We start from the raw sequence: 16,741 nt of genomic DNA, 5'->3' as shown, positions 1-16,741 counted from the left end.
GGGGCGAGGGTTCTAACCAGGGGTGGGCGTTTCCGCGTGAAGAAGATCGAAGCGATCATCAAACCGTTCAAGCTCGATGAGGTGAAGGAGGCGCTCCATGAGGTGGGCGTGTCCGGAATCACGGTGACCGAGGCGAAGGGGTTCGGGCGGCAGAAGGGCCATACCGAATTATATCGCGGTGCCGAATATGTCGTCGACTTCCTGCCCAAGGTGAAGCTCGAGGTGGTCGTCGAGGACGGCCTGGTCGAACGCGTGGTCGAGGCGATTGCCCAGGCCGCGCAGACCGGGCGGATCGGCGACGGCAAGATCTTCGTCATCCCGGTCGAAACGGCAATGCGCATCCGCACGGGTGAGCGAAACGACGACGCGATCTGAACCCTTAACAAACGGCCCGGCATAGAATCGGGCCGCCCCGGCAACGAGAAAGTCCTGGCCGCGCCAGGAACCCGCAGAGGAAGATCAGAGCAATGGCAACGACCGCCGCAGACGTCATCAAGCGTATCAAGGACGAAGAGATCGAGTGGATCGATCTCCGCTTCACCGATCCCAAGGGCAAGTGGCAGCACCTGACCATGGTCGCCAGCGTGATGGGCGAGGATGAGTGGACCGACGGCCTGATGTTCGACGGCTCGTCGATCGAAGGCTGGAAGGCGATCAACGAGAGCGACATGATCCTGAAGCCGGATCTGGACGCGATCTATAACGATCCCTTCTCCGCGACGCCGATGCTGATCGTGTTCTGCGACATCCTCGAGCCGTCGACCGGCGAGGGCTATACCCGCGATCCGCGCACCACGGCGAAGCGCGCCGAGGCTTATGTCGCCTCGACCGGCGTTGGCGACACCGTCTATGTCGGCCCCGAAGCCGAATTCTTCATGTTCGACAACGTGCAGTTCGACACGAACTACGCCGAATCCTACTTCAAGATCGACGATATCGAGCTGCCGACCAACACCGGCCGCGAGTACGAGGGTGGCAACCTTGCGCATCGCCCGCGTGCCAAGGGCGGCTATTTCCCGGTCGCGCCGGTCGACAGCGCCGTCGATATCCGCGGCGAGATGGTGTCGACCATGCTCGAAATGGGCCTGCCGTGCGACAAGCATCACCATGAGGTGGCGGCCGCGCAGCATGAGCTGGGCCTCACCTTCGGCACGCTGACCACGACCGCCGACCGGATGCAGATCTACAAGTACGTCGTGCATCAGGTGGCGCATGCCTATGGCAAGTCGGCGACCTTCATGCCCAAGCCGATCAAGGAAGATAACGGTTCGGGCATGCACACGCACTTCTCGATCTGGGAGAAGGGCAACCCGCTGTTCGCCGGCAACGGCTATGCCGGGCTGAGCGACACCTGCCTGTATTTCATCGGCGGCATCATCAAGCACGCCAAGGCGATCAACGCCTTCACCAACCCGACCACTAACAGCTACAAGCGGCTGGTGCCGGGTTATGAGGCGCCGGTGCTGCTGGCCTATTCGAGCCGTAACCGCTCGGCCTCCTGCCGTATTCCGTACGGCACGGGCGCCAAGTCGAAGCGTGTCGAGGTGCGCTTCCCCGACGCGATGGCAAACCCGTATCTCGCCTATGCCGCGCTGCTGATGGCTGGTCTGGATGGCATCCAGAACAAGATCCATCCGGGCGATGCGATGGACAAGAACCTCTATGACCTGCCGCCGGCAGAGCTGGCCGAGGTTCCGACCGTCGCCGCGTCGCTGCGCGAGGCGCTCGACAGCCTGCTGGCCGATCACGACTTCCTGCTGAAGGGCGACGTGTTCACCAAGGATCAGATCGAGGCTTATGTCGAGCTGAAGTGGAGCGAAGTCGCACGCTGGGAAATGACGCCGAGCCCGGTCGAATACGACATGTATTACAGCGCCTAAGCGCCTAAGATCTGACGAAGAAAGGGGGTGTCCGCCGGTGCGGGCGCCCCATTTTTCATGCGCATTGTCCGGGCATTCAGCCGCGGAACAGACCGCCGAGGACGCCGCGCAGGATCGAGCCAGCAAGGTTGCCGGAGGATGATTTCCGGCGGCCGCCACCGAAGACCTGGCGGCCGATTTCATTGGCGACCTGGCGCCCGATCGAGGAGCCGGCGGCGCGGGTGGCGGAGTCCATCGCGCGGCCCCAGGGAGATGAGGCGGCCGCCCGTTCTTCCGCGATACGGGCCCGTTCGGCGGCCTTCGCCGCGCGGGCGGCGGCCTGTGCCTGGCTCGCTTCGGCCCGTTTCATGTCATTTTCGGCCTTGGTCTGCGCAGCCGCGGCCAGTGCCTCCGCGCTCTTCGCCGCGAGCAGTTCCTCGGCCGATTCACGGTCGATCGGCGTGTCGTAGCGATTGCCGATCGCATCGGTGGTGATGATCATCCGCCGCTCATCGGCGGTCAACGGCCCGACGCGGCTTTGTGGTGCGCGGATCAGCGTGCGGGTGACCGGTGAGGGGGCGCCATCGGGCTGGAGCAGCGAGACGAGCGCCTCGCCGATCTGCAACTGCGTGATCGCGGCGGCGACGTCGACGCCGGGGTTGGCGCGGAACGTCTCGGCGGCGCTGCGCACCGCCTTCTGATCGCGCGGGGTGAAGGCGTTCAGCTTGTGCTGGATGCGGTTGTTGAGCTGTCCCGCGATGCTGTCGGGAATGTCGATCGGGTTCTGGGTGATGAAATAGACGCCGACGCCCTTGGAGCGGATCAGGCGGACGACCTGCTCGATCTTGTCGACCAGCGAGGCAGGCGCATCATCGAACAGGAGATGCGCCTCGTCGAAGAAGAAGCACAGCGCTGGGCGGTCAGGGTCGCCGATCTCGGGCAGCGTTTCGAACAGCTCCGACAAGAGCCACAGGAGGAAGGTCGCATAGAGCTTCGGCGCGGCCATCAGCCGGTCGGCGGCGAGGATGTTGACCACGCCGCGGCCGCGATCGTCGGTCTGCATGAAATCGGTAAGATCGAGCGCGGGTTCGCCGAAGAAACGGTCGCCGCCCTGGCTGCGCAATTGCATCAGCGAACGCTGGATCGCGCCGATCGACTGCTTGGAGACATTGCCATAGCGGGTGGTGAGTTCCGCCGCACGCTCCGCGCAATGCACCAGCATGGCCTGTAGATCGTCGAGGTCGAGCAGCAGGAGGCCGTCCTCGTCCGCGAGGTGGAAGGCGATCGTCATCACCCCTTCCTGCACCTCGTTCAGCCCGAGCAGCCGCGAGAGCATGAGCGGGCCCATTTCGGAGATGGTGGTGCGGACAGGATGGCCCTGTTCCCCGTAGAGATCCCAGAATTGCACCGGGCGATCGGCATAGGCCCAGCCGCTGTCGCCGATCGAGGCGGCACGCGCGGCAAAGGCGGCGTGGGTTTTCGCCTGCGGGGCGCCGGGCATGGCGAGGCCGGCGAGATCGCCCTTCACGTCGGCGACAAAGCAGGGGACGCCGGCGGCCGAGAAGCCTTCGATGATGCCCTGCACGGTCACCGTCTTGCCGGTGCCAGTGGCGCCGGCGATCAGCCCGTGACGGTTGGCGAGGCGCAGGCTGAGATATTGCGGCGACGTGCCGCCCGAAGCCGCGCCGATGAAGATGCCGTCGCCCATGCTGACCTCCCGTCCGTATCGTTCCCGCCTAGCGCATGTGGCGTGAGCGCGGCGAGCATCGTTCAACCAAAAAAAGGCCCCGCACCATCGGTGCGAGGCCCCTTTTTCAGTTCAGCACGCGGTGGTGATTACTTGATCTTCACCGCGATGAACGCCGGGGGGTTGCGCCCGCGCACGACCGACAGCAGCACCTGCGGACGGTTGGCCGACTTGGCCGCCTGAACGCCGCGGGCGATATCGGCCGCGGTGCGCACCGGCGTCGAGTTGATTGAGACGATCACGTCGCCGCGGCGCAGCTTGCGGCCGGCGTCGCTGGAGGGATCGACGGCCGAAATCACTGCGCCCTGCACGGTGGAATCGACACCGACCTGACGGGCGATCGTCGGAGTGAGCGGCTGCACCGTCACGCCGATGCTGTTCGAGGCCGGAACGGCGGGTCCCTCACTATCCTCGCCGAAGCTGTCGTCGCCGCCGCCGAGCTGCTGGGCGAGCTGCTCCTCGGCCGGACGCACCGTGGTGGTCACGGTGACCGTGGTCGGCTTGCCGTCACGGATCACGTCGAGCTTTGCTTGCTGGCCCGGCGCGACATTGGCGACGAGGTAGGACAAGGTCGTTTCCGGCGTGACCTGCTCGCCGTTGACGCGGGTGACGACGTCACCGGCGCGCAGGCCGCCCTTCGCCGCCGGGCCACCCGGCTCGGCGCGGGCGATGATCTCACCCGAATTCTTCGGCAGGCCGAGCGCCGCGGCGATGTCGTCGTTCAGCGGCTGGATCTGCACGCCGATATAGCCGCGCTGAACCGGCTTGCCCTTCATCAGCGTGTCGATGATCGGCTTTGCGTCCTCCGCCGGAATGGCGAAGCCGATGCCGATATTGCCGCCCGACTGCGAGAAGATCTGGCTGTTGATGCCGATCACTTCGCCGTTCAGGTTGAACATCGGGCCGCCCGAATTGCCCTGGTTGATCGAGGCGTCGGTCTGAATGAAGCGATCGTTGGCGCCGCCCTGGCCCGTCACGCGGTGAACCGCCGAGACGATGCCGGCGGTGACGGTGCCGCCAAGGCCGAACGGGTTGCCGATCGCGACCACCCAGTCACCGACACGCGCGCGCGCCGAATCGCCGAAGCGCACATAGGGCAGCGGGCCCGGAGCATCGATCTTCAGCAGTGCGAGGTCGGACGCGGTGTCGCGGCCGACGAGCTTCGCCACATATTCCTTGCGATCGGGCAGCGTGACGCGGATCGCCTCCACCGTCGCCTGGCGGTGGCCCGGCGCGACGACGTGGTTGTTGGTGACGACATAGCCGTCCGGCGAGATGATGAAGCCCGAGCCGAGCGACTGCGCCTCACGCGTGATCGGCGCGCCATTCTGCCCGCCGCGACCGCCGAACTGGCCGAACAATTCGGCGAAGGGCGTGCCGGCGAACGGATTGGCGGGCTGCGCCACCGTCACCTTCTGATCGGTGGAAATGTTGACAACCGCCGGCTGAAGCTTTGCGACCAGATCGGCAAAGCTCATCGGCGCGCCGGCGCGCGGCGCCGATGCCTGCATCGTCCCCGGCTCGTTCTGCGCGCTCTGCGCAGAGGCAGGGTGCTGCAAGGCAAGCGAAGCGGCAGTGCCGCCGAGGAGAAGAGCGCCAGTAAGCGCATAGGCGTAACGCACGATCGTCATGTTCCTCTCGTTTGTCCGGCAGGACCGGACCAAGTTTCCAATGCCGCCGGGTCGATGAACGGCGTTTGAATGTGAACGAACCGGCCGCTTTCCCGTTGCGCTTGCGCGAAATCAGGTCAGCGCCCGTTGAATTCCTTCAGATAGGCATTGTCCCGGCTCATTATAATATTCGTCGATCCTTCCGGCCGCGCATTTCCGTCAGCACCGAAGGTGTGGCGGTAGGACTGCATCGCCCGATAGAAATCGTAGAACTTGGGATCCTTGCTGAAGGCGTCGGCATAGATGCTCGCGGCGCGGGCATCCGCCTCCGCGCGCACGATCTGCGCCTGCTTCTGACCCTGCGCCCGGATCGTATTCGCCTCCTGCTGGCGCGCGGTGCGCATCCGCTGCAGCGCGCTGTCGAGCGGGCTGCCATCGGGGAGGTCGGCATGCTTGATCCGGACGTCGACGATCGCCGCGCCATATTGGCGCGCGTCGCGTTGCAACGAGGCCTGGATCGCGTCCATCACCTTGCCGCGTTCGGGGCTGAGCAGGACGGCGAAGGGCACCTTGCCCAGTTCGTTGCGAAGCGCCGTGCCGAGCAGCGGGCGAAGCTGATCCGCCACGCGTTCCTCGGTGTTCGACGTGCTGCCGGTCGAGGTGACCGCGCGCAGCGGATCGACGATGCGGAAACGCGCGAAGGCGTCCACGTTCAGTCGCAGCTGATCGGTCGACAGCACCAGCGTATTGTCGAGATCGGCGTCGAGCACGCGCTTGTCGATCCACACGATCTTGTCGATGAACGGCACGCGCGCAATCAGGCCGGCGCCGGTGCGCCCGATTACCTGATCGTTCTGCCACTGGTTCACCAGGCGGATCGGATTGTTGAGGCGCAGGATCACCGCCTGCTTCGTCTCCGGCACGATCGCGAAGCTGGCCGCGCCGACGATCACCGCGCCGAGCGCGGCGAACCCGACCGCGACGGGATTGCGGAACAGCGCGCTCATCGGCCGGCCTCCGCCGCCGGGGCGGGCGTTGCCGCCGCCGCCGCACCGGTCTGCGGCTCGGTCAGCTTGCGTGCACGGTCGAGCGGCAGCAGCGGAGAGACGCCGGGGGTTTCAACAATCGTCTTGTCAGTCTTGGCCAGCACGGCCTCCATGGTTTCATAATACATGCGGCGGCGGGTCACCTCCGGCGCAAGGCGATACTGTTCGTAGACCTTGTCGAAGGCCGCGGCCTCACCCTGGGCGCGGGCGATCACCTGCTCCGAATAGCTGCGCGCATTGTTAAGATTGCCGACCGCTTCCTGCTGGGCGGCGGTGACGGCGTTGAAATCGTCGATCAGGCTGGCGGGGGCGGCGGCCTGGCGGATCGAGACGCCCTGGACGCGCACGCCGGCGTGATATTCGTTCAGGATCTGCTGCATCATCTGGGCGACGCGCGCCTCGATGTTGGTACGGCCGGCGCCGATCGCCTCGTTGAGCGTCGTCGTCGCGAGCACCGCGCGCATCGCGCTTTCGGCGGTGGCGCGGACGGTTTCGACCGGGTCCTTGATCTCGAACACGAAGTCGCGCGGGTTATCGACGCGCCAGCGCACGGTGTAGGCGAGGTCGAGGATGTTCTGGTCGCCGGTCAGCACGTTTTCGCTGCCGTCGCGGGGGAATTCGTCGACGCGCACCGCCTCCACGTCGACCTTCTGCACCGACACCAGCGGGGCGGGCAGGGTGAGGCGGATGCCCGGATCGAGCATGCCCGAATAGCGGCCGAGGAACGTCACCACGCCGCGCTGCTGCGGGCCGATCTGATGGACCGAGGTGAACAGGATCCAGGCCGCGACGATCAGCGCGGCGCCGATCAGCCACAGGTTACGCGAATTGGCGCCGAGCGGCATCTGCGGCCCACCACCGCCGCCGCCGCCCGAACCGCCGCCACGGGCGCGTTTCAGGAATTCGTCGAGCGCGGTCGCCTTTGGCGCACCCTTGCGACCGCCGGGCGGCACCGCCCACGGATTGCGCGGGCCGGCGTTGGTATCGTCGCTGCCGCCGTTGCCCCATGGGCCATTGGAGGAATCGTTCATCAGGATAGGCGGTCGGCGCAGCCACTGCGGCATCATGGTCATAGGGTCTTTATAGGTACACGACGCGCGAAAAACAGTGCCCCGCGCGTCCGAAGGGCGTATCGGGCCGCGGCATGGACGAGAAAGAGGCAAAACAGGCGGTGGCCGCGGTCGCCGGCGAGCGTGCGAGCGTGCGGGTGGAAGGCGAACGGATCGGCGTGGTGCTGGACGCGACCGGGCTCGACGCCAAGGCGCGCGATGCGATGGAAGCGGCGGTGCGGATGGCGATCGGGCCGAACGGCCGGGTCGTGGTGACGGCGGAGCGTGCGACCCGCCGGCTGATCGCGGTGGCGAGCGGCAAGGGCGGGGTGGGCAAGTCGACCGTGTCGGCGAACCTTGCCATTGCGCTTCGCCATGCCGGGCGGCGCGTCGGGCTGGTCGATGCCGATATCTACGGCCCGTCGCAGCCGCGACTGATGGCGGCGGAGGGCGAACGGCCGCAGGCGAAGGACAAGGTGCTGCTGCCGGTGCCGACGCCCTATGGCGTGCCGATGCTGTCGATGGGGCAGCTGATCGAGCCGGGCAAGGCGATCGCGTGGCGCGGGCCGATGGCGGCGGGCGCGCTGGGGCAGCTGGTCGAGGCGGACTGGGGCGCGACCGACACGCTGGTGCTCGACCTGCCGCCGGGCACGGGCGATGTGCAGCTGACGATGATCCAGAAATATCGCCCGGCGGGCGCGGTGATCGTGTCGACGCCGCAGGACCTGGCGCTGATCGATGCGCGCCGCGCGATCGACCTGTTCGGCAAGGCGGGGATCCCGATCATCGGCCTCATTGAGAACATGGCCGGCTATGCCTGCCCGCATTGCGGCGAAGTGTCGGACCCGTTCGGCTGTGGCGGCGCTGAGGCGGCGGCGGCGGAGCTGGGCGTGCCGTTCCTGGGCCGGGTGCCGCTGACGATCGATATCCGCACCGCGTCGGACGCCGGCGAGCCGCCGGCGGCGCGGCCCGACGACACCGTGTTCCGCCCGCTGGGCGAAGCGGTGGCGCGGTGGCTGGAAACCAGCGGCGGCGGCGGGCGTTAGGAAAGCACCGGTCGTGCCGCATGCACCAGGCGGCGGCACGGGCGGACCACCCGACGAAAGGCCGTTTCATGCCGCTGACCGCCGATGCTGATATCAAGGCGCTGCTCGAGGAAACCCGCACCATCGCGCTGATCGGCGCCTCCGACCGTCCCGACCGGCCAAGCTATGGCGTGATGAAGAAGCTGCAGGATCATGGCTATCGCGTGATCCCGGTGAACCCGCAGATCACCGGCGAACATGTCCACGGCGAATATGTCTTTCGCGAGCTGTCGCAGATCGGCGAGCCGATCGACATGGTCGATATCTTCCGCCGTCCCGAGGCCGCAGGCGAAGCGGTGGACGAGGCGATTGCCGCGGGCGCCAAGGCGGTGTGGATGCAATTGGGCGTGGTCAACAACGAGGCCGCGGCGCGCGCCGAACAGGCCGGGCTCAAGGTGGTGATGGACCGTTGCCCGGCGATCGACATCCCGCGGCTGGGCGTGGCGCCGGTAAGCGCGGACTGACCCGGGCAGCGGGCAACCCCGCCCGCTCATGATTTCACCATTGGCGCGTCGCCGCTGGCTTGTCGCGGCGCGCGGGATGCCGCAAGAAACAGGACATGACCGGCGACAAGCCGGCGCCAGCGTTGAGGGAGCGGGGCGAGATGGATGAACCGGTCGCCCATGTGCACGGCCGCCCCGGTCAGCGCGATCTGACGACGGGGCCGATCGGATCGGCGCTGCTGATGTTCGCACTGCCGACGCTGGCCTCCAACGTGCTCCAGTCGCTGAACGGATCGATCAACGCGATCTGGGTCGGGCGTTTCCTGGGCGAAGGGGCACTGGCGGCGACGTCCAACGCCAATATCATCATGTTCCTGATGTTCGGCGCGGTCTTCGGCTTCGGCATGGCGGCGACGATCATCGTCGGGCAAAGCTGGGGCCGGCGTGACGTCGACGCGGCGCGGCGCGCGTTCGGATCGGCGATCGGCTTGGTGCTGATGGGGTCGATTACCGTCGGCGCGCTGGGCTGGGTCTATGCGCCGCAGATCCTGACCGCGCTTGCCACCCCGCCCGATGCCTTCGAGCCGGCGCTGGATTACTTGCGCGTCATCTTCCTCGCGCTGCCGCCGTCGATGCTGCTGGTGCTGATGTTCATGGGGCTGCGCGGCACCGGGGATTCAGTAACGCCCTTGTGGTTCATGGGGCTGGCGGTGCTGATCGATGCGGTGATGAACCCGCTGCTGATCGCCGGAATCGGGCCGTTTCCGCGCATGGGCATCGCCGGGTCGGCCACCGCGACGCTGATCGCCAATATCGTCGCGCTGGGCGCCCTGGTGGCGTGGATCGCGTGGCGCGACCTGCCGCTGCGGCTGAAGGGCGAGGAGATACGCTACATCCTGCCCGAACCGACACTGGTGCGCACGATCGTTGGCAAGGGCGTGCCGATCGGGGCGCAGATGCTGGTGCTATCGGTGTCGGCGCTCGCGATGGTCGGGCTGGTCAACCGCAACGGGATCGACACGGTGGCGGCGTACGGCATCGTCCAGCAACTGTGGGGCTATGTGCAGATGCCGGCGATGGCGATCGGCGCGGCGGTATCGGCGATGGCGGCGCAGAATATCGGTGCCGGGCGGTGGGACCGGGTCGCGCAGATCACGCGGGCGGGCATCATCTACAATGTCGCGATCACCGCGGCGACCGTCGTGCTGGTGCTGGTGCTCGACACCGTCATCATCGGCCTGTTCATTCCCGGGGCCAGCCCGGTGCTGCCGATCGCGCAGCATATCAACCTGCTGGCCACCTGGGGCTTCATCATGTTCGGCGGGACGATGGTGCTGTTCGGGGTGATCCGCGCCAATGGCGCCGTCTGGGGCCCGCTGGCGATCATGACGATCGCGATGTTCCCGGTGCGGCTGGGCGTTGCCTTTGCCTTGCTGCCGATCATCGGCCCGGACGCCTTGTGGTGGAGTTTTCCCGTGGGCTCGGGTGCCAACCTGCTGCTGGCGGCGCTCTATTACCGTTATGGCGGGTGGCGCGAGGGCGGGCTGCTGGTGCCGGAAAGCCATTCCGATGAGCGCAGCCATGCCGATATCGAGCCGGCGGGAAGCCTGAAGCCGGTGCCCTGACGGGCCCTAGCCGTGCGGTGTATCGGGATCGCGCGGGGCCATGACACGGATCGCCCCGGCGGCGATCCGCGCGCGGACCGGCGTATGCGCCAGCACCTCTCCATCGATCGAGATCGGCAGGCTGGGCCGGGTCGAGATCTTCAGGTCCTTGCCGGTGAAGGTGATCGTGTCCTGATGCCGCGCATCGAGGCCGAAGAAGCTGGCGAACCAGTTCTTCACCAGCGTCCGGCGATAACGGCCAGTGACCGCCTGAACGACGATCTGGCCCGAATCGACATGCGCCTCGTCCACCAGCCAGGTGCCGCCATGATAGGGGCCGTTGGATATGCGCACCTCGACCACGCGCATCCGTTTTTCCTCAACGCCATCGTCGACGGTGAGGATGAAGGGGCGGAATTTCAGATATTGCAGCCCCGCCCAGCCGAGATAGCCGATGCGGCCCATGAACTTCTTCAGATTGTGCGGCACCGTCTCCGCGATTTGCGGCGACAGGCCCATGGCGGCGCAATTGGCGAAATAATCATTGTCGATCATGCCGAGGTCGATGCGCCGCGGCACGCCGTTCGCCAGCACGTCGATTGCCCCGTCGATGTCGAGCGGCAGGCCAAGCGTGCGCGCGAAACTGTTCGCGGTGCCGAGCGGCAGCACACCGAGGATCACGTCCTCCCCCACCAGCCGGTCGACTAGCCCGCTGACGGTGCCGTCGCCGCCGCCCAGGATGACGAGATCGGGCTTCTTGGCGAGCGCGGCATCGATCGTCTGTTCGAGTTTGTCGGGATCCTCCACGGCATGGGCATCGACCGGGAAGGGCAGCACCTCCAGTCGTTTGCAGGCGCGGCGGAACAGCTTCTGCCCCTTGCGCGACTTGGCGTTGACGATCAGGGCCGCGGACCGGATTTCGCTCATGACGCCGCAACGCACGAGGCGCGGTTTCGCCCCCGTAACGCTTGCGTGGCCGCGCGACGCGGCGCACATGCCATGGCCATGAGTGCATCCTTTCCCGCCATTCGCCTTCGCCGTACCCGCGCCGCGGACTGGAGCCGCCGGCTGCATCGCGAGACGATGCTGACCCCGGCCGACCTGATCTGGCCGCTGTTCATCGCTGACGGGGAAGGCGTGGAGGAGCCGATCGCGAGCCTGCCGGGCGTGTCGCGCTGGTCGGTCGACCGGATCGTCGAGCGCGCGCGCGAGGCACAGGCGCTGGGCATTCCCTGCCTTGCCCTGTTCCCCAACACGCCGGGCCATCTGCGCAGCGAGGACGGGCGCGAGGCGCTCAATCCCGACAACCTCATGTGCCGCGCGATCCGTGCGGTGAAGGATGCGGTGCCCGATATCGGCATCCTGACCGACGTCGCGCTCGATCCCTATACCGCGCACGGGCATGACGGGCTGGTTGATGAGGCGGGCTATGTGCTGAACGATGCGACGGTCGAACTGCTCGTCGGCCAGTCGCTGAACCAGGCGGCGGCGGGGGCGGATATCATCGCACCGTCGGACATGATGGACGGCCGCATCGGCACGATCCGCACCGCGCTGGAGGCGACCGGGTATGCCAACGTCCAGATCATGGCCTATGCCGCTAAATATGCCAGCGCCTTCTACGGCCCGTTCCGCGATGCGGTGGGCAGCCGCGGGCTGCTGAAGGGCGACAAGAAGACGTATCAGATGGATTATGGCAACGCGGAGGAAGCGCTGCGCGAGGTGGCGTTGGACCTCGCGGAGGGCGCGGACAGCGTGATGGTGAAGCCGGGGCTGCCGTATCTCGACATTGCACGCCGCGTGAAGGAGCGGTTCGAGGTGCCGGTGTTCGCATATCAGGTGTCGGGCGAATATGCGATGATCGAGGCGGCGGTCGCGGCCGGCGCGGCGGATCGCGACGCGATGGTGATCGAGACGCTGACCGCGTTCAAGCGCGCCGGCTGTTCGGGCGTGCTGACCTATCACGCCGTCCATGCCGCGAGGCTGCTGACCGCGTGATCGAGACCGACCGCCTGATCCTGCGCGTGCCGGAGGCGCGCGACCGCGCGCCGCTGCATGCGATGTGGGCGGACCCGGCGGTGATGGCGGATCTCGGCCCGGTGAAGGACGCGGCGGCGAGCGATATGGCGTTGCAGCGGCACGCGAGCTACGCGCCGCTCGGCTTTCGCGCGGTTGTGGAGCGCGGGAGTGGTGAGACGATCGGATTTTGCGGGCTGAAGCCCGGCGCGCCCGATACGCCGATCGCGGGGATGCTGGAGATCGGCTGGATGCTGGCGACCCCCTGGTGGGGCGCGGGCTATGCGCGCGAGGCGGCGGGCGCGATCATCGCCTGGGGCTGGCAAGCGCGGCACGAGGATGCGATCGTCGCGATCACCGCGCGGCAGAACGGGCGGAGCCGGGCGCTGATGGAGCGGCTGGACATGGCGCACGAGCCAGCGCTCGATTTCGATCACCCGCTGTTCGACGCTGAAGACCCGCGGCGCGACACGGTGACCTACCAGATCGTGCGCCCGTGATCGCGACCGGGCGCCCGGCGCATGGCTGAGCCGCAGCGCGCAGGCCGTGCGCTTTACGTCCTGACGATCCTGGCGGGATCGTTCCTGTTGTTCCTGGTCCAGCCGATGGTGGCGCGGATCGCGCTGCCGCGGCTGGGCGGCGCGCCGGCGGTGTGGAACTCGGCGATGCTGGTGTACCAGGCGCTGCTGCTCGCCGGCTATGGCTATGCCCATGCGCTGGACCGGTTGCCGGTGCGGCGGCAGGCGGCGGTGCACCTGGGGCTGCTGGCGATCGCCAGCCTGTGGCTGCCGATCGGGGTGCTCGGCTGGACGCTGCCGAGCGGGACGGCGCCCGAATTGTGGGTGCCTTGGCTGCTCGCCGCGTCCATCGGGCCATTGTTTGTCGCGGTGTCGGCGCAGGCGCCGCTGATCCAGCGCTGGTTCGCCGCGGCGCGGCCGGGGCAGGACCCCTATCGGCTGTATGCCGCGTCGAACCTTGGCAGCTTTGCCGGGCTACTCGCTTATCCCTTGCTGGTCGAGCCGCTGGTGTCGGTCGCCGGGCAGCGCTGGCTGTGGACGGGCGGGTACTTGTTGCTGGTCGCGCTGGTCGCCTCGATCGCGTGGCGGCTGCCCAACGCGGCGGTGCAGCGTGCAGAGCCCGTCGCCGAGGATAGCCCGCCGGGCTGGCGGCGGATCGCGATGTGGGTCGCGCTGGCGCTGGTGCCATCGGGGCTGATGCTGGCGACGTCGACCTATATCACCACAGATATCGTCGCCATGCCGCTGCTGTGGGTGCTGCCACTGGGGCTGTACCTCCTCAGCTTCAGCATCGCCTTTGCCGACCGGCGCGCGCCGGCCGATTTCATCACGAGCGTGGCGCCGATCACCATCATCCTGTTCGGCGGGGTGATGATCGGCGGGTTCACGCTGGAGCCCGCGCTGGGCCTGTTGCTGGCGCTGGCGCTGCTGTTCATGGTCGCGGTGGCGCTGCATACCGCGATGTACCGGTTGCGCCCCGCGCCGCAGCGGCTGACCGGTTTCTACCTTGCCATGTCGGTTGGCGGGGCGCTGGGCGGGCTGTTCGCCGGGCTGATCGCGCCGGGACTGTTCGACTGGACGTGGGAATATCCGCTGCTGATCCTGGCGGCGGGCGCGCTGGTGCCGCAATCGATCCTGCTGCCGCCGCTGCAGGCGCTGTGGCGGCGGGGCCGGGGCATTCCCGCGCTGGCCGTGGTGGGCGCGATCTGCGCGCTGCTGCTGATGCTGCGCGAATGGGGGCCGCCGGCGTGGTTTGGCGAGGACAGCCCTGGGCTGATCTTTGCGGTGATCGCGGTGGTGGGGCTGGCCTCGATCGGCGTTCGCGCGGCCTATGTCACGGTGCTGGTAGTATCGCTGCTGCTGTTCGGCGGGATCAACGCGCTGCGCATCACGGCGGCGGGCGACATCCGCACGCGCAGCTATTTCGGTGTTTATACGCTGTCCGAGGATGCGAACGAGCGCACGCTGGCGCATGGCACGACGCTGCATGGCGTCCAGTTGCTGGGATCGCCCGAGCGCGAGCAGCAGCCGACGACCTATTATACGCCGTCGTCGGGCGTCGGCCGCGCGCTGACCATTGCGCCGGCGCTGTACGGACCGGAGGGGCGGATCGGCGTGGTCGGGCTGGGGACGGGGACGCTCGCCTGCTATGCGCTGCCGACGCAATATTGGACGTTCTTCGAAATCGATCCGGTGGTGGCGGAGCTGGCCCGGACGCGTTTCTCGTTCCTGCGCACCTGTACGCCCGACGCGCAGACGGTGATCGGGGATGCACGCGTGTCGATCGCGGCGGCGAGGCCGCAATCGTTCGACCTCCTCGCGCTCGACGCCTTTTCGTCGGATGCGGTGCCGATCCACCTGCTGACGCGCGAAGCCTTTGCCGATTACGGCCGCGCGCTGCAGCCCAAGGGGTTGCTGCTGGTGCATATCTCCAACCGCTACATGGACCTGACGCCGATCGTCGCGGCGGCGGCGCGGGCGGGCGGATGGCAGGCGATCGAGCTGATGGACCGGCCGCCGCTGAACGAGGATGGCGCATCGCTGTCGCACTGGATCGCGCTGTCGCGTGATCCGGGGGTGATCGACGCACTGAAGGGCTATGGCACTGGGTGGGTGGCGATCGACCAGGCGGGGGCGGGTGCAGGCTGGACCGACGATTATGCGTCGATCCTGCCGCTGCTTCATCCCTGATTACGGCCTCAAAACGGCCTATTCGGCGCTGCGTTCGACAGAATCGAGGATGCGCGCGCCGGCCATGAAGACGGCGATCGGGCAGACCGAGAAGAGCAGCCAGCCGGCGGGGCCGGGATAATCCTGAAGATAGTGAACGCCGCGTTCGGTTGCGCCAAGGCCGAGGCCGTAGATGACGACGAACGCTTCGAACTTGGTCTTGATCGTGAAGAGGCGAGCGAGACGAGCGAACATGCTGAAACATCAGCAAGTTTCGGACCAGCGGCGCAAATCCGCCACTTATGGACGTCGGCCAAGAGTTAACTGTCAATTAACCTTACAAGATCGAGGGCCTCGTGCAACGCGCGGTGCGCCGATTCGACCTGAGCAAGCAACGCCGGATCGCCGATCCGGTCGAAGGCGATTTCCTCCGGCCAGTGCGCGGCGATCACATCGGCGATGGAATCGAGCTTCGCCGCATCGACCAGGAAGCGCGGATCGACCGTCGCGGGATCGCACACCACGCGTAGCCGCAGGCAGGCCGGGCCGCCGCCATTGGCCATGGACTCGCGCACGTCGACCACCTCCACCGCGCGGATCGGGCCGTTGCTGCCGAGGTGATCCTGCAGCCACGACCAGACAGGGGCGCTGTCGCGCGCCTCTCCGGGGACGATCAGCGTCTGCCCGCCGCCGGGCACGGTGACGAGCTGGGCGTTGAAGAGGTAGGATCTGATCGCCTCGGCGAGGCTGACCTGTGCCGCCGGCACCTCGACGATCTCCACCTCCGGCAGGAGGCGGCGCAGGTCCGCGTAGAAGGCCGCGGGGTCAGCGAAGGCATGTTCGTGGGTGAAGAGCGTGCGTTCGTTGGCGACGGCGACGACGTCATTGTGGAAGGCGCCGGCAGCGATGGCCGCCTCAGACTGCTGCACGAACAGCGTGCGCGCGGGATCGAGGCGGTGGCCGCGCGCGATCGCCTCGCTCGCCTCACGATTCTGGCGGGCCGGGAAGGGGCCGCTGCTTTCGCCATAGACGAAGACCTCCACGCCCGGCGCGTCATGCGCGGCGCATAGCCGCATGTGATTGGCCGCGCCCTCGTCACCAAATGGGGCGGGGATCGGCGGATGAACGACAAAGGCGCTGTCGGCGAAGGCGAGGCGAAGCTGCGCCAGCGTCACCGGCCATTCGTGGCTGCGATGCGGCATGGTGACGAGGTTGGCGACGGTGAGGTGGCAGCGGCGATCGGCGCAATCGGCGGCGGGGGAGACGGTGGCGGCGTTGGCCGCCCACATCGGCGAGGCGGAAAAGGCCCGCGCCTGAAGATGCGGGCGCGCGGTGGCATAATCGCTGTTCAGCGCGGCGAGCCAGCGGTGGTCGGGGCGGGGATGGGGGAGAAGGACGCCCTGCGTCAGCCCGAGCGCCAGGTTGCGGCGCATCTTCTCGATCCCCTGCAGCGCGGCGGCACGGGGATGCGAGGTCGCGCCGGCATTGCGCGCGGCGGCGAGGTTGCCGGGGCTGAGCCCGGCATAATTGTGGCTGGGACCGACGATGCCGTCGAAGTTGATCTCCTGAATCATGCGCCGCGTTCCTCTCGCCAG

Annotated in this window: 15 protein-coding genes; 8 read left to right on the top strand and 7 right to left on the bottom strand. The window is 67.5% G+C overall.

Going from position 1 to position 16,741, the window contains the following annotated elements:
• The first annotated feature begins 36 nt into the window (after positions 1 to 36).
• Positions 37 to 375: a P-II family nitrogen regulator gene (locus tag ACH0BU_RS02470; protein ID WP_046409910.1), complete on the top strand. Its 339-nt coding sequence runs from the start codon at positions 37 to 39 to the stop codon at positions 373 to 375.
• Positions 376 to 467: 92 nt separating this feature from the next.
• Positions 468 to 1,880 carry a type I glutamate--ammonia ligase gene (glnA, locus tag ACH0BU_RS02465; RefSeq protein ID WP_046409911.1) on the top strand — a complete coding sequence of 471 codons (1,413 nt, stop codon included), beginning with the start codon at positions 468 to 470 and terminating at the stop codon, positions 1,878 to 1,880.
• A gap of 76 nt (positions 1,881 to 1,956) precedes the next feature.
• On the opposite strand, the gene ACH0BU_RS02460 is transcribed toward glnA, so the two are convergent.
• From ACH0BU_RS02460 to hflK, 4 genes are all read right to left on the bottom strand, one after another.
• Positions 1,957 to 3,567 carry a helicase HerA-like domain-containing protein gene (locus ACH0BU_RS02460; protein WP_296219410.1) on the bottom strand — a complete coding sequence of 537 codons (1,611 nt, stop codon included), beginning with the start codon at positions 3,565 to 3,567 and terminating at the stop codon, positions 1,957 to 1,959.
• Between the two features lie 128 nt (positions 3,568 to 3,695).
• The gene (locus ACH0BU_RS02455) at positions 3,696 to 5,228 is read right to left on the bottom strand and encodes a Do family serine endopeptidase (RefSeq protein WP_500263686.1); all 1,533 of its coding nucleotides are present in this window, start codon (positions 5,226 to 5,228) and stop codon (positions 3,696 to 3,698) included.
• A gap of 125 nt (positions 5,229 to 5,353) precedes the next feature.
• Positions 5,354 to 6,223 carry a protease modulator HflC gene (gene hflC, locus ACH0BU_RS02450; protein WP_046409915.1) on the bottom strand — a complete coding sequence of 290 codons (870 nt, stop codon included), beginning with the start codon at positions 6,221 to 6,223 and terminating at the stop codon, positions 5,354 to 5,356.
• A complete protein-coding gene (gene hflK / locus ACH0BU_RS02445; protein WP_046409916.1) occupies positions 6,220 to 7,335 on the bottom strand; it encodes a protease modulator HflK in 1,116 nt (371 codons plus the stop codon). The genes hflC and hflK overlap by 4 nt, the downstream gene beginning before the upstream one ends.
• Before the next feature lie 71 nt (positions 7,336 to 7,406).
• Here hflK and ACH0BU_RS02440 point away from each other — a divergent pair, with 71 nt between their 5' ends.
• From ACH0BU_RS02440 to ACH0BU_RS02430, 3 genes are all read left to right on the top strand, one after another.
• Positions 7,407 to 8,357, top strand: a complete 951-nt coding sequence (locus ACH0BU_RS02440; RefSeq protein WP_296221613.1) for an Mrp/NBP35 family ATP-binding protein — start codon at positions 7,407 to 7,409, stop codon at positions 8,355 to 8,357.
• Between the two features lie 68 nt (positions 8,358 to 8,425).
• Positions 8,426 to 8,860 (top strand): CoA-binding protein, encoded by a 435-nt coding sequence (locus ACH0BU_RS02435; protein WP_046409919.1) that lies wholly within the window; start codon positions 8,426 to 8,428, stop codon positions 8,858 to 8,860.
• Positions 8,861 to 9,000: 140 nt separating this feature from the next.
• Positions 9,001 to 10,464 carry an MATE family efflux transporter gene (locus tag ACH0BU_RS02430; RefSeq protein WP_125944326.1) on the top strand — a complete coding sequence of 488 codons (1,464 nt, stop codon included), beginning with the start codon at positions 9,001 to 9,003 and terminating at the stop codon, positions 10,462 to 10,464.
• Between the two features lie 6 nt (positions 10,465 to 10,470).
• On the opposite strand, the gene ACH0BU_RS02425 is transcribed toward ACH0BU_RS02430, so the two are convergent.
• Complete coding sequence (locus tag ACH0BU_RS02425) at positions 10,471 to 11,370, bottom strand: diacylglycerol/lipid kinase family protein (protein ID WP_125944116.1); 900 nt, start codon at positions 11,368 to 11,370, stop codon at positions 10,471 to 10,473.
• Between the two features lie 78 nt (positions 11,371 to 11,448).
• On the opposite strand from ACH0BU_RS02425, the gene hemB reads away from it, so the two are divergent.
• Genes hemB through ACH0BU_RS02410 form a run of 3 tightly spaced genes read left to right on the top strand, consistent with a single transcriptional unit; the run spans position 11,449 to position 15,167 of the window.
• A complete protein-coding gene (gene hemB, locus ACH0BU_RS02420) occupies positions 11,449 to 12,441 on the top strand; it encodes a porphobilinogen synthase (protein WP_296221617.1) in 993 nt (330 codons plus the stop codon).
• On the top strand, positions 12,438 to 12,959 hold the full coding sequence (locus ACH0BU_RS02415) for a GNAT family N-acetyltransferase (protein WP_500263669.1): 522 nt from the start codon (positions 12,438 to 12,440) through the stop codon (positions 12,957 to 12,959). The genes hemB and ACH0BU_RS02415 overlap by 4 nt, the downstream gene beginning before the upstream one ends.
• A 21-nt stretch (positions 12,960 to 12,980) precedes the next feature.
• Positions 12,981 to 15,167 (top strand): fused MFS/spermidine synthase, encoded by a 2,187-nt coding sequence (locus ACH0BU_RS02410; protein WP_500263668.1) that lies wholly within the window; start codon positions 12,981 to 12,983, stop codon positions 15,165 to 15,167.
• 18 nt (positions 15,168 to 15,185) lie between these two features.
• Here the strand turns inward: ACH0BU_RS02410 and ACH0BU_RS02405 are convergent, their stop codons facing one another.
• Both ACH0BU_RS02405 and ACH0BU_RS02400 read right to left on the bottom strand, forming a co-directional pair.
• Positions 15,186 to 15,401, bottom strand: coding sequence for a hypothetical protein (locus ACH0BU_RS02405; protein WP_046409928.1), 216 nt, complete (start codon positions 15,399 to 15,401; stop codon positions 15,186 to 15,188).
• Between the two features lie 65 nt (positions 15,402 to 15,466).
• Positions 15,467 to 16,720, bottom strand: a complete 1,254-nt coding sequence (locus ACH0BU_RS02400; RefSeq protein ID WP_136450786.1) for an N-succinylarginine dihydrolase — start codon at positions 16,718 to 16,720, stop codon at positions 15,467 to 15,469.
• Positions 16,721 to 16,741: the final 21 nt, after the last annotated feature.

The organism is Sphingomonas olei (assembly GCF_045369765.1).
In the GTDB taxonomy this organism is placed as follows: Bacteria; Pseudomonadota; Alphaproteobacteria; order Sphingomonadales; family Sphingomonadaceae; genus Sphingomonas; species Sphingomonas panaciterrae.
This window is presented reverse-complemented; position numbering and strand designations above follow the sequence as displayed.

Coding starts and splice junctions, on each gene's coding strand:
- glnA (WP_046409911.1), top strand. CDS start 468: ATGGCAACGACCGCCGCAGACGTCATCAAGCGTATCAAGGACGAAGAG.
- ACH0BU_RS02460 (WP_296219410.1), bottom strand. CDS start 3,567: ATGGGCGACGGCATCTTCATCGGCGCGGCTTCGGGCGGCACGTCGCCG.
- hflC (WP_046409915.1), bottom strand. CDS start 6,223: ATGAGCGCGCTGTTCCGCAATCCCGTCGCGGTCGGGTTCGCCGCGCTC.
- hflK (WP_046409916.1), bottom strand. CDS start 7,335: ATGACCATGATGCCGCAGTGGCTGCGCCGACCGCCTATCCTGATGAAC.
- ACH0BU_RS02440 (WP_296221613.1), top strand. CDS start 7,407: ATGGACGAGAAAGAGGCAAAACAGGCGGTGGCCGCGGTCGCCGGCGAG.
- ACH0BU_RS02435 (WP_046409919.1), top strand. CDS start 8,426: ATGCCGCTGACCGCCGATGCTGATATCAAGGCGCTGCTCGAGGAAACC.
- ACH0BU_RS02430 (WP_125944326.1), top strand. CDS start 9,001: ATGGATGAACCGGTCGCCCATGTGCACGGCCGCCCCGGTCAGCGCGAT.
- ACH0BU_RS02425 (WP_125944116.1), bottom strand. CDS start 11,370: ATGAGCGAAATCCGGTCCGCGGCCCTGATCGTCAACGCCAAGTCGCGC.
- hemB (WP_296221617.1), top strand. CDS start 11,449: ATGAGTGCATCCTTTCCCGCCATTCGCCTTCGCCGTACCCGCGCCGCG.
- ACH0BU_RS02410 (WP_500263668.1), top strand. CDS start 12,981: ATGGCTGAGCCGCAGCGCGCAGGCCGTGCGCTTTACGTCCTGACGATC.
- ACH0BU_RS02405 (WP_046409928.1), bottom strand. CDS start 15,401: ATGTTCGCTCGTCTCGCTCGCCTCTTCACGATCAAGACCAAGTTCGAA.
- ACH0BU_RS02400 (WP_136450786.1), bottom strand. CDS start 16,720: ATGATTCAGGAGATCAACTTCGACGGCATCGTCGGTCCCAGCCACAAT.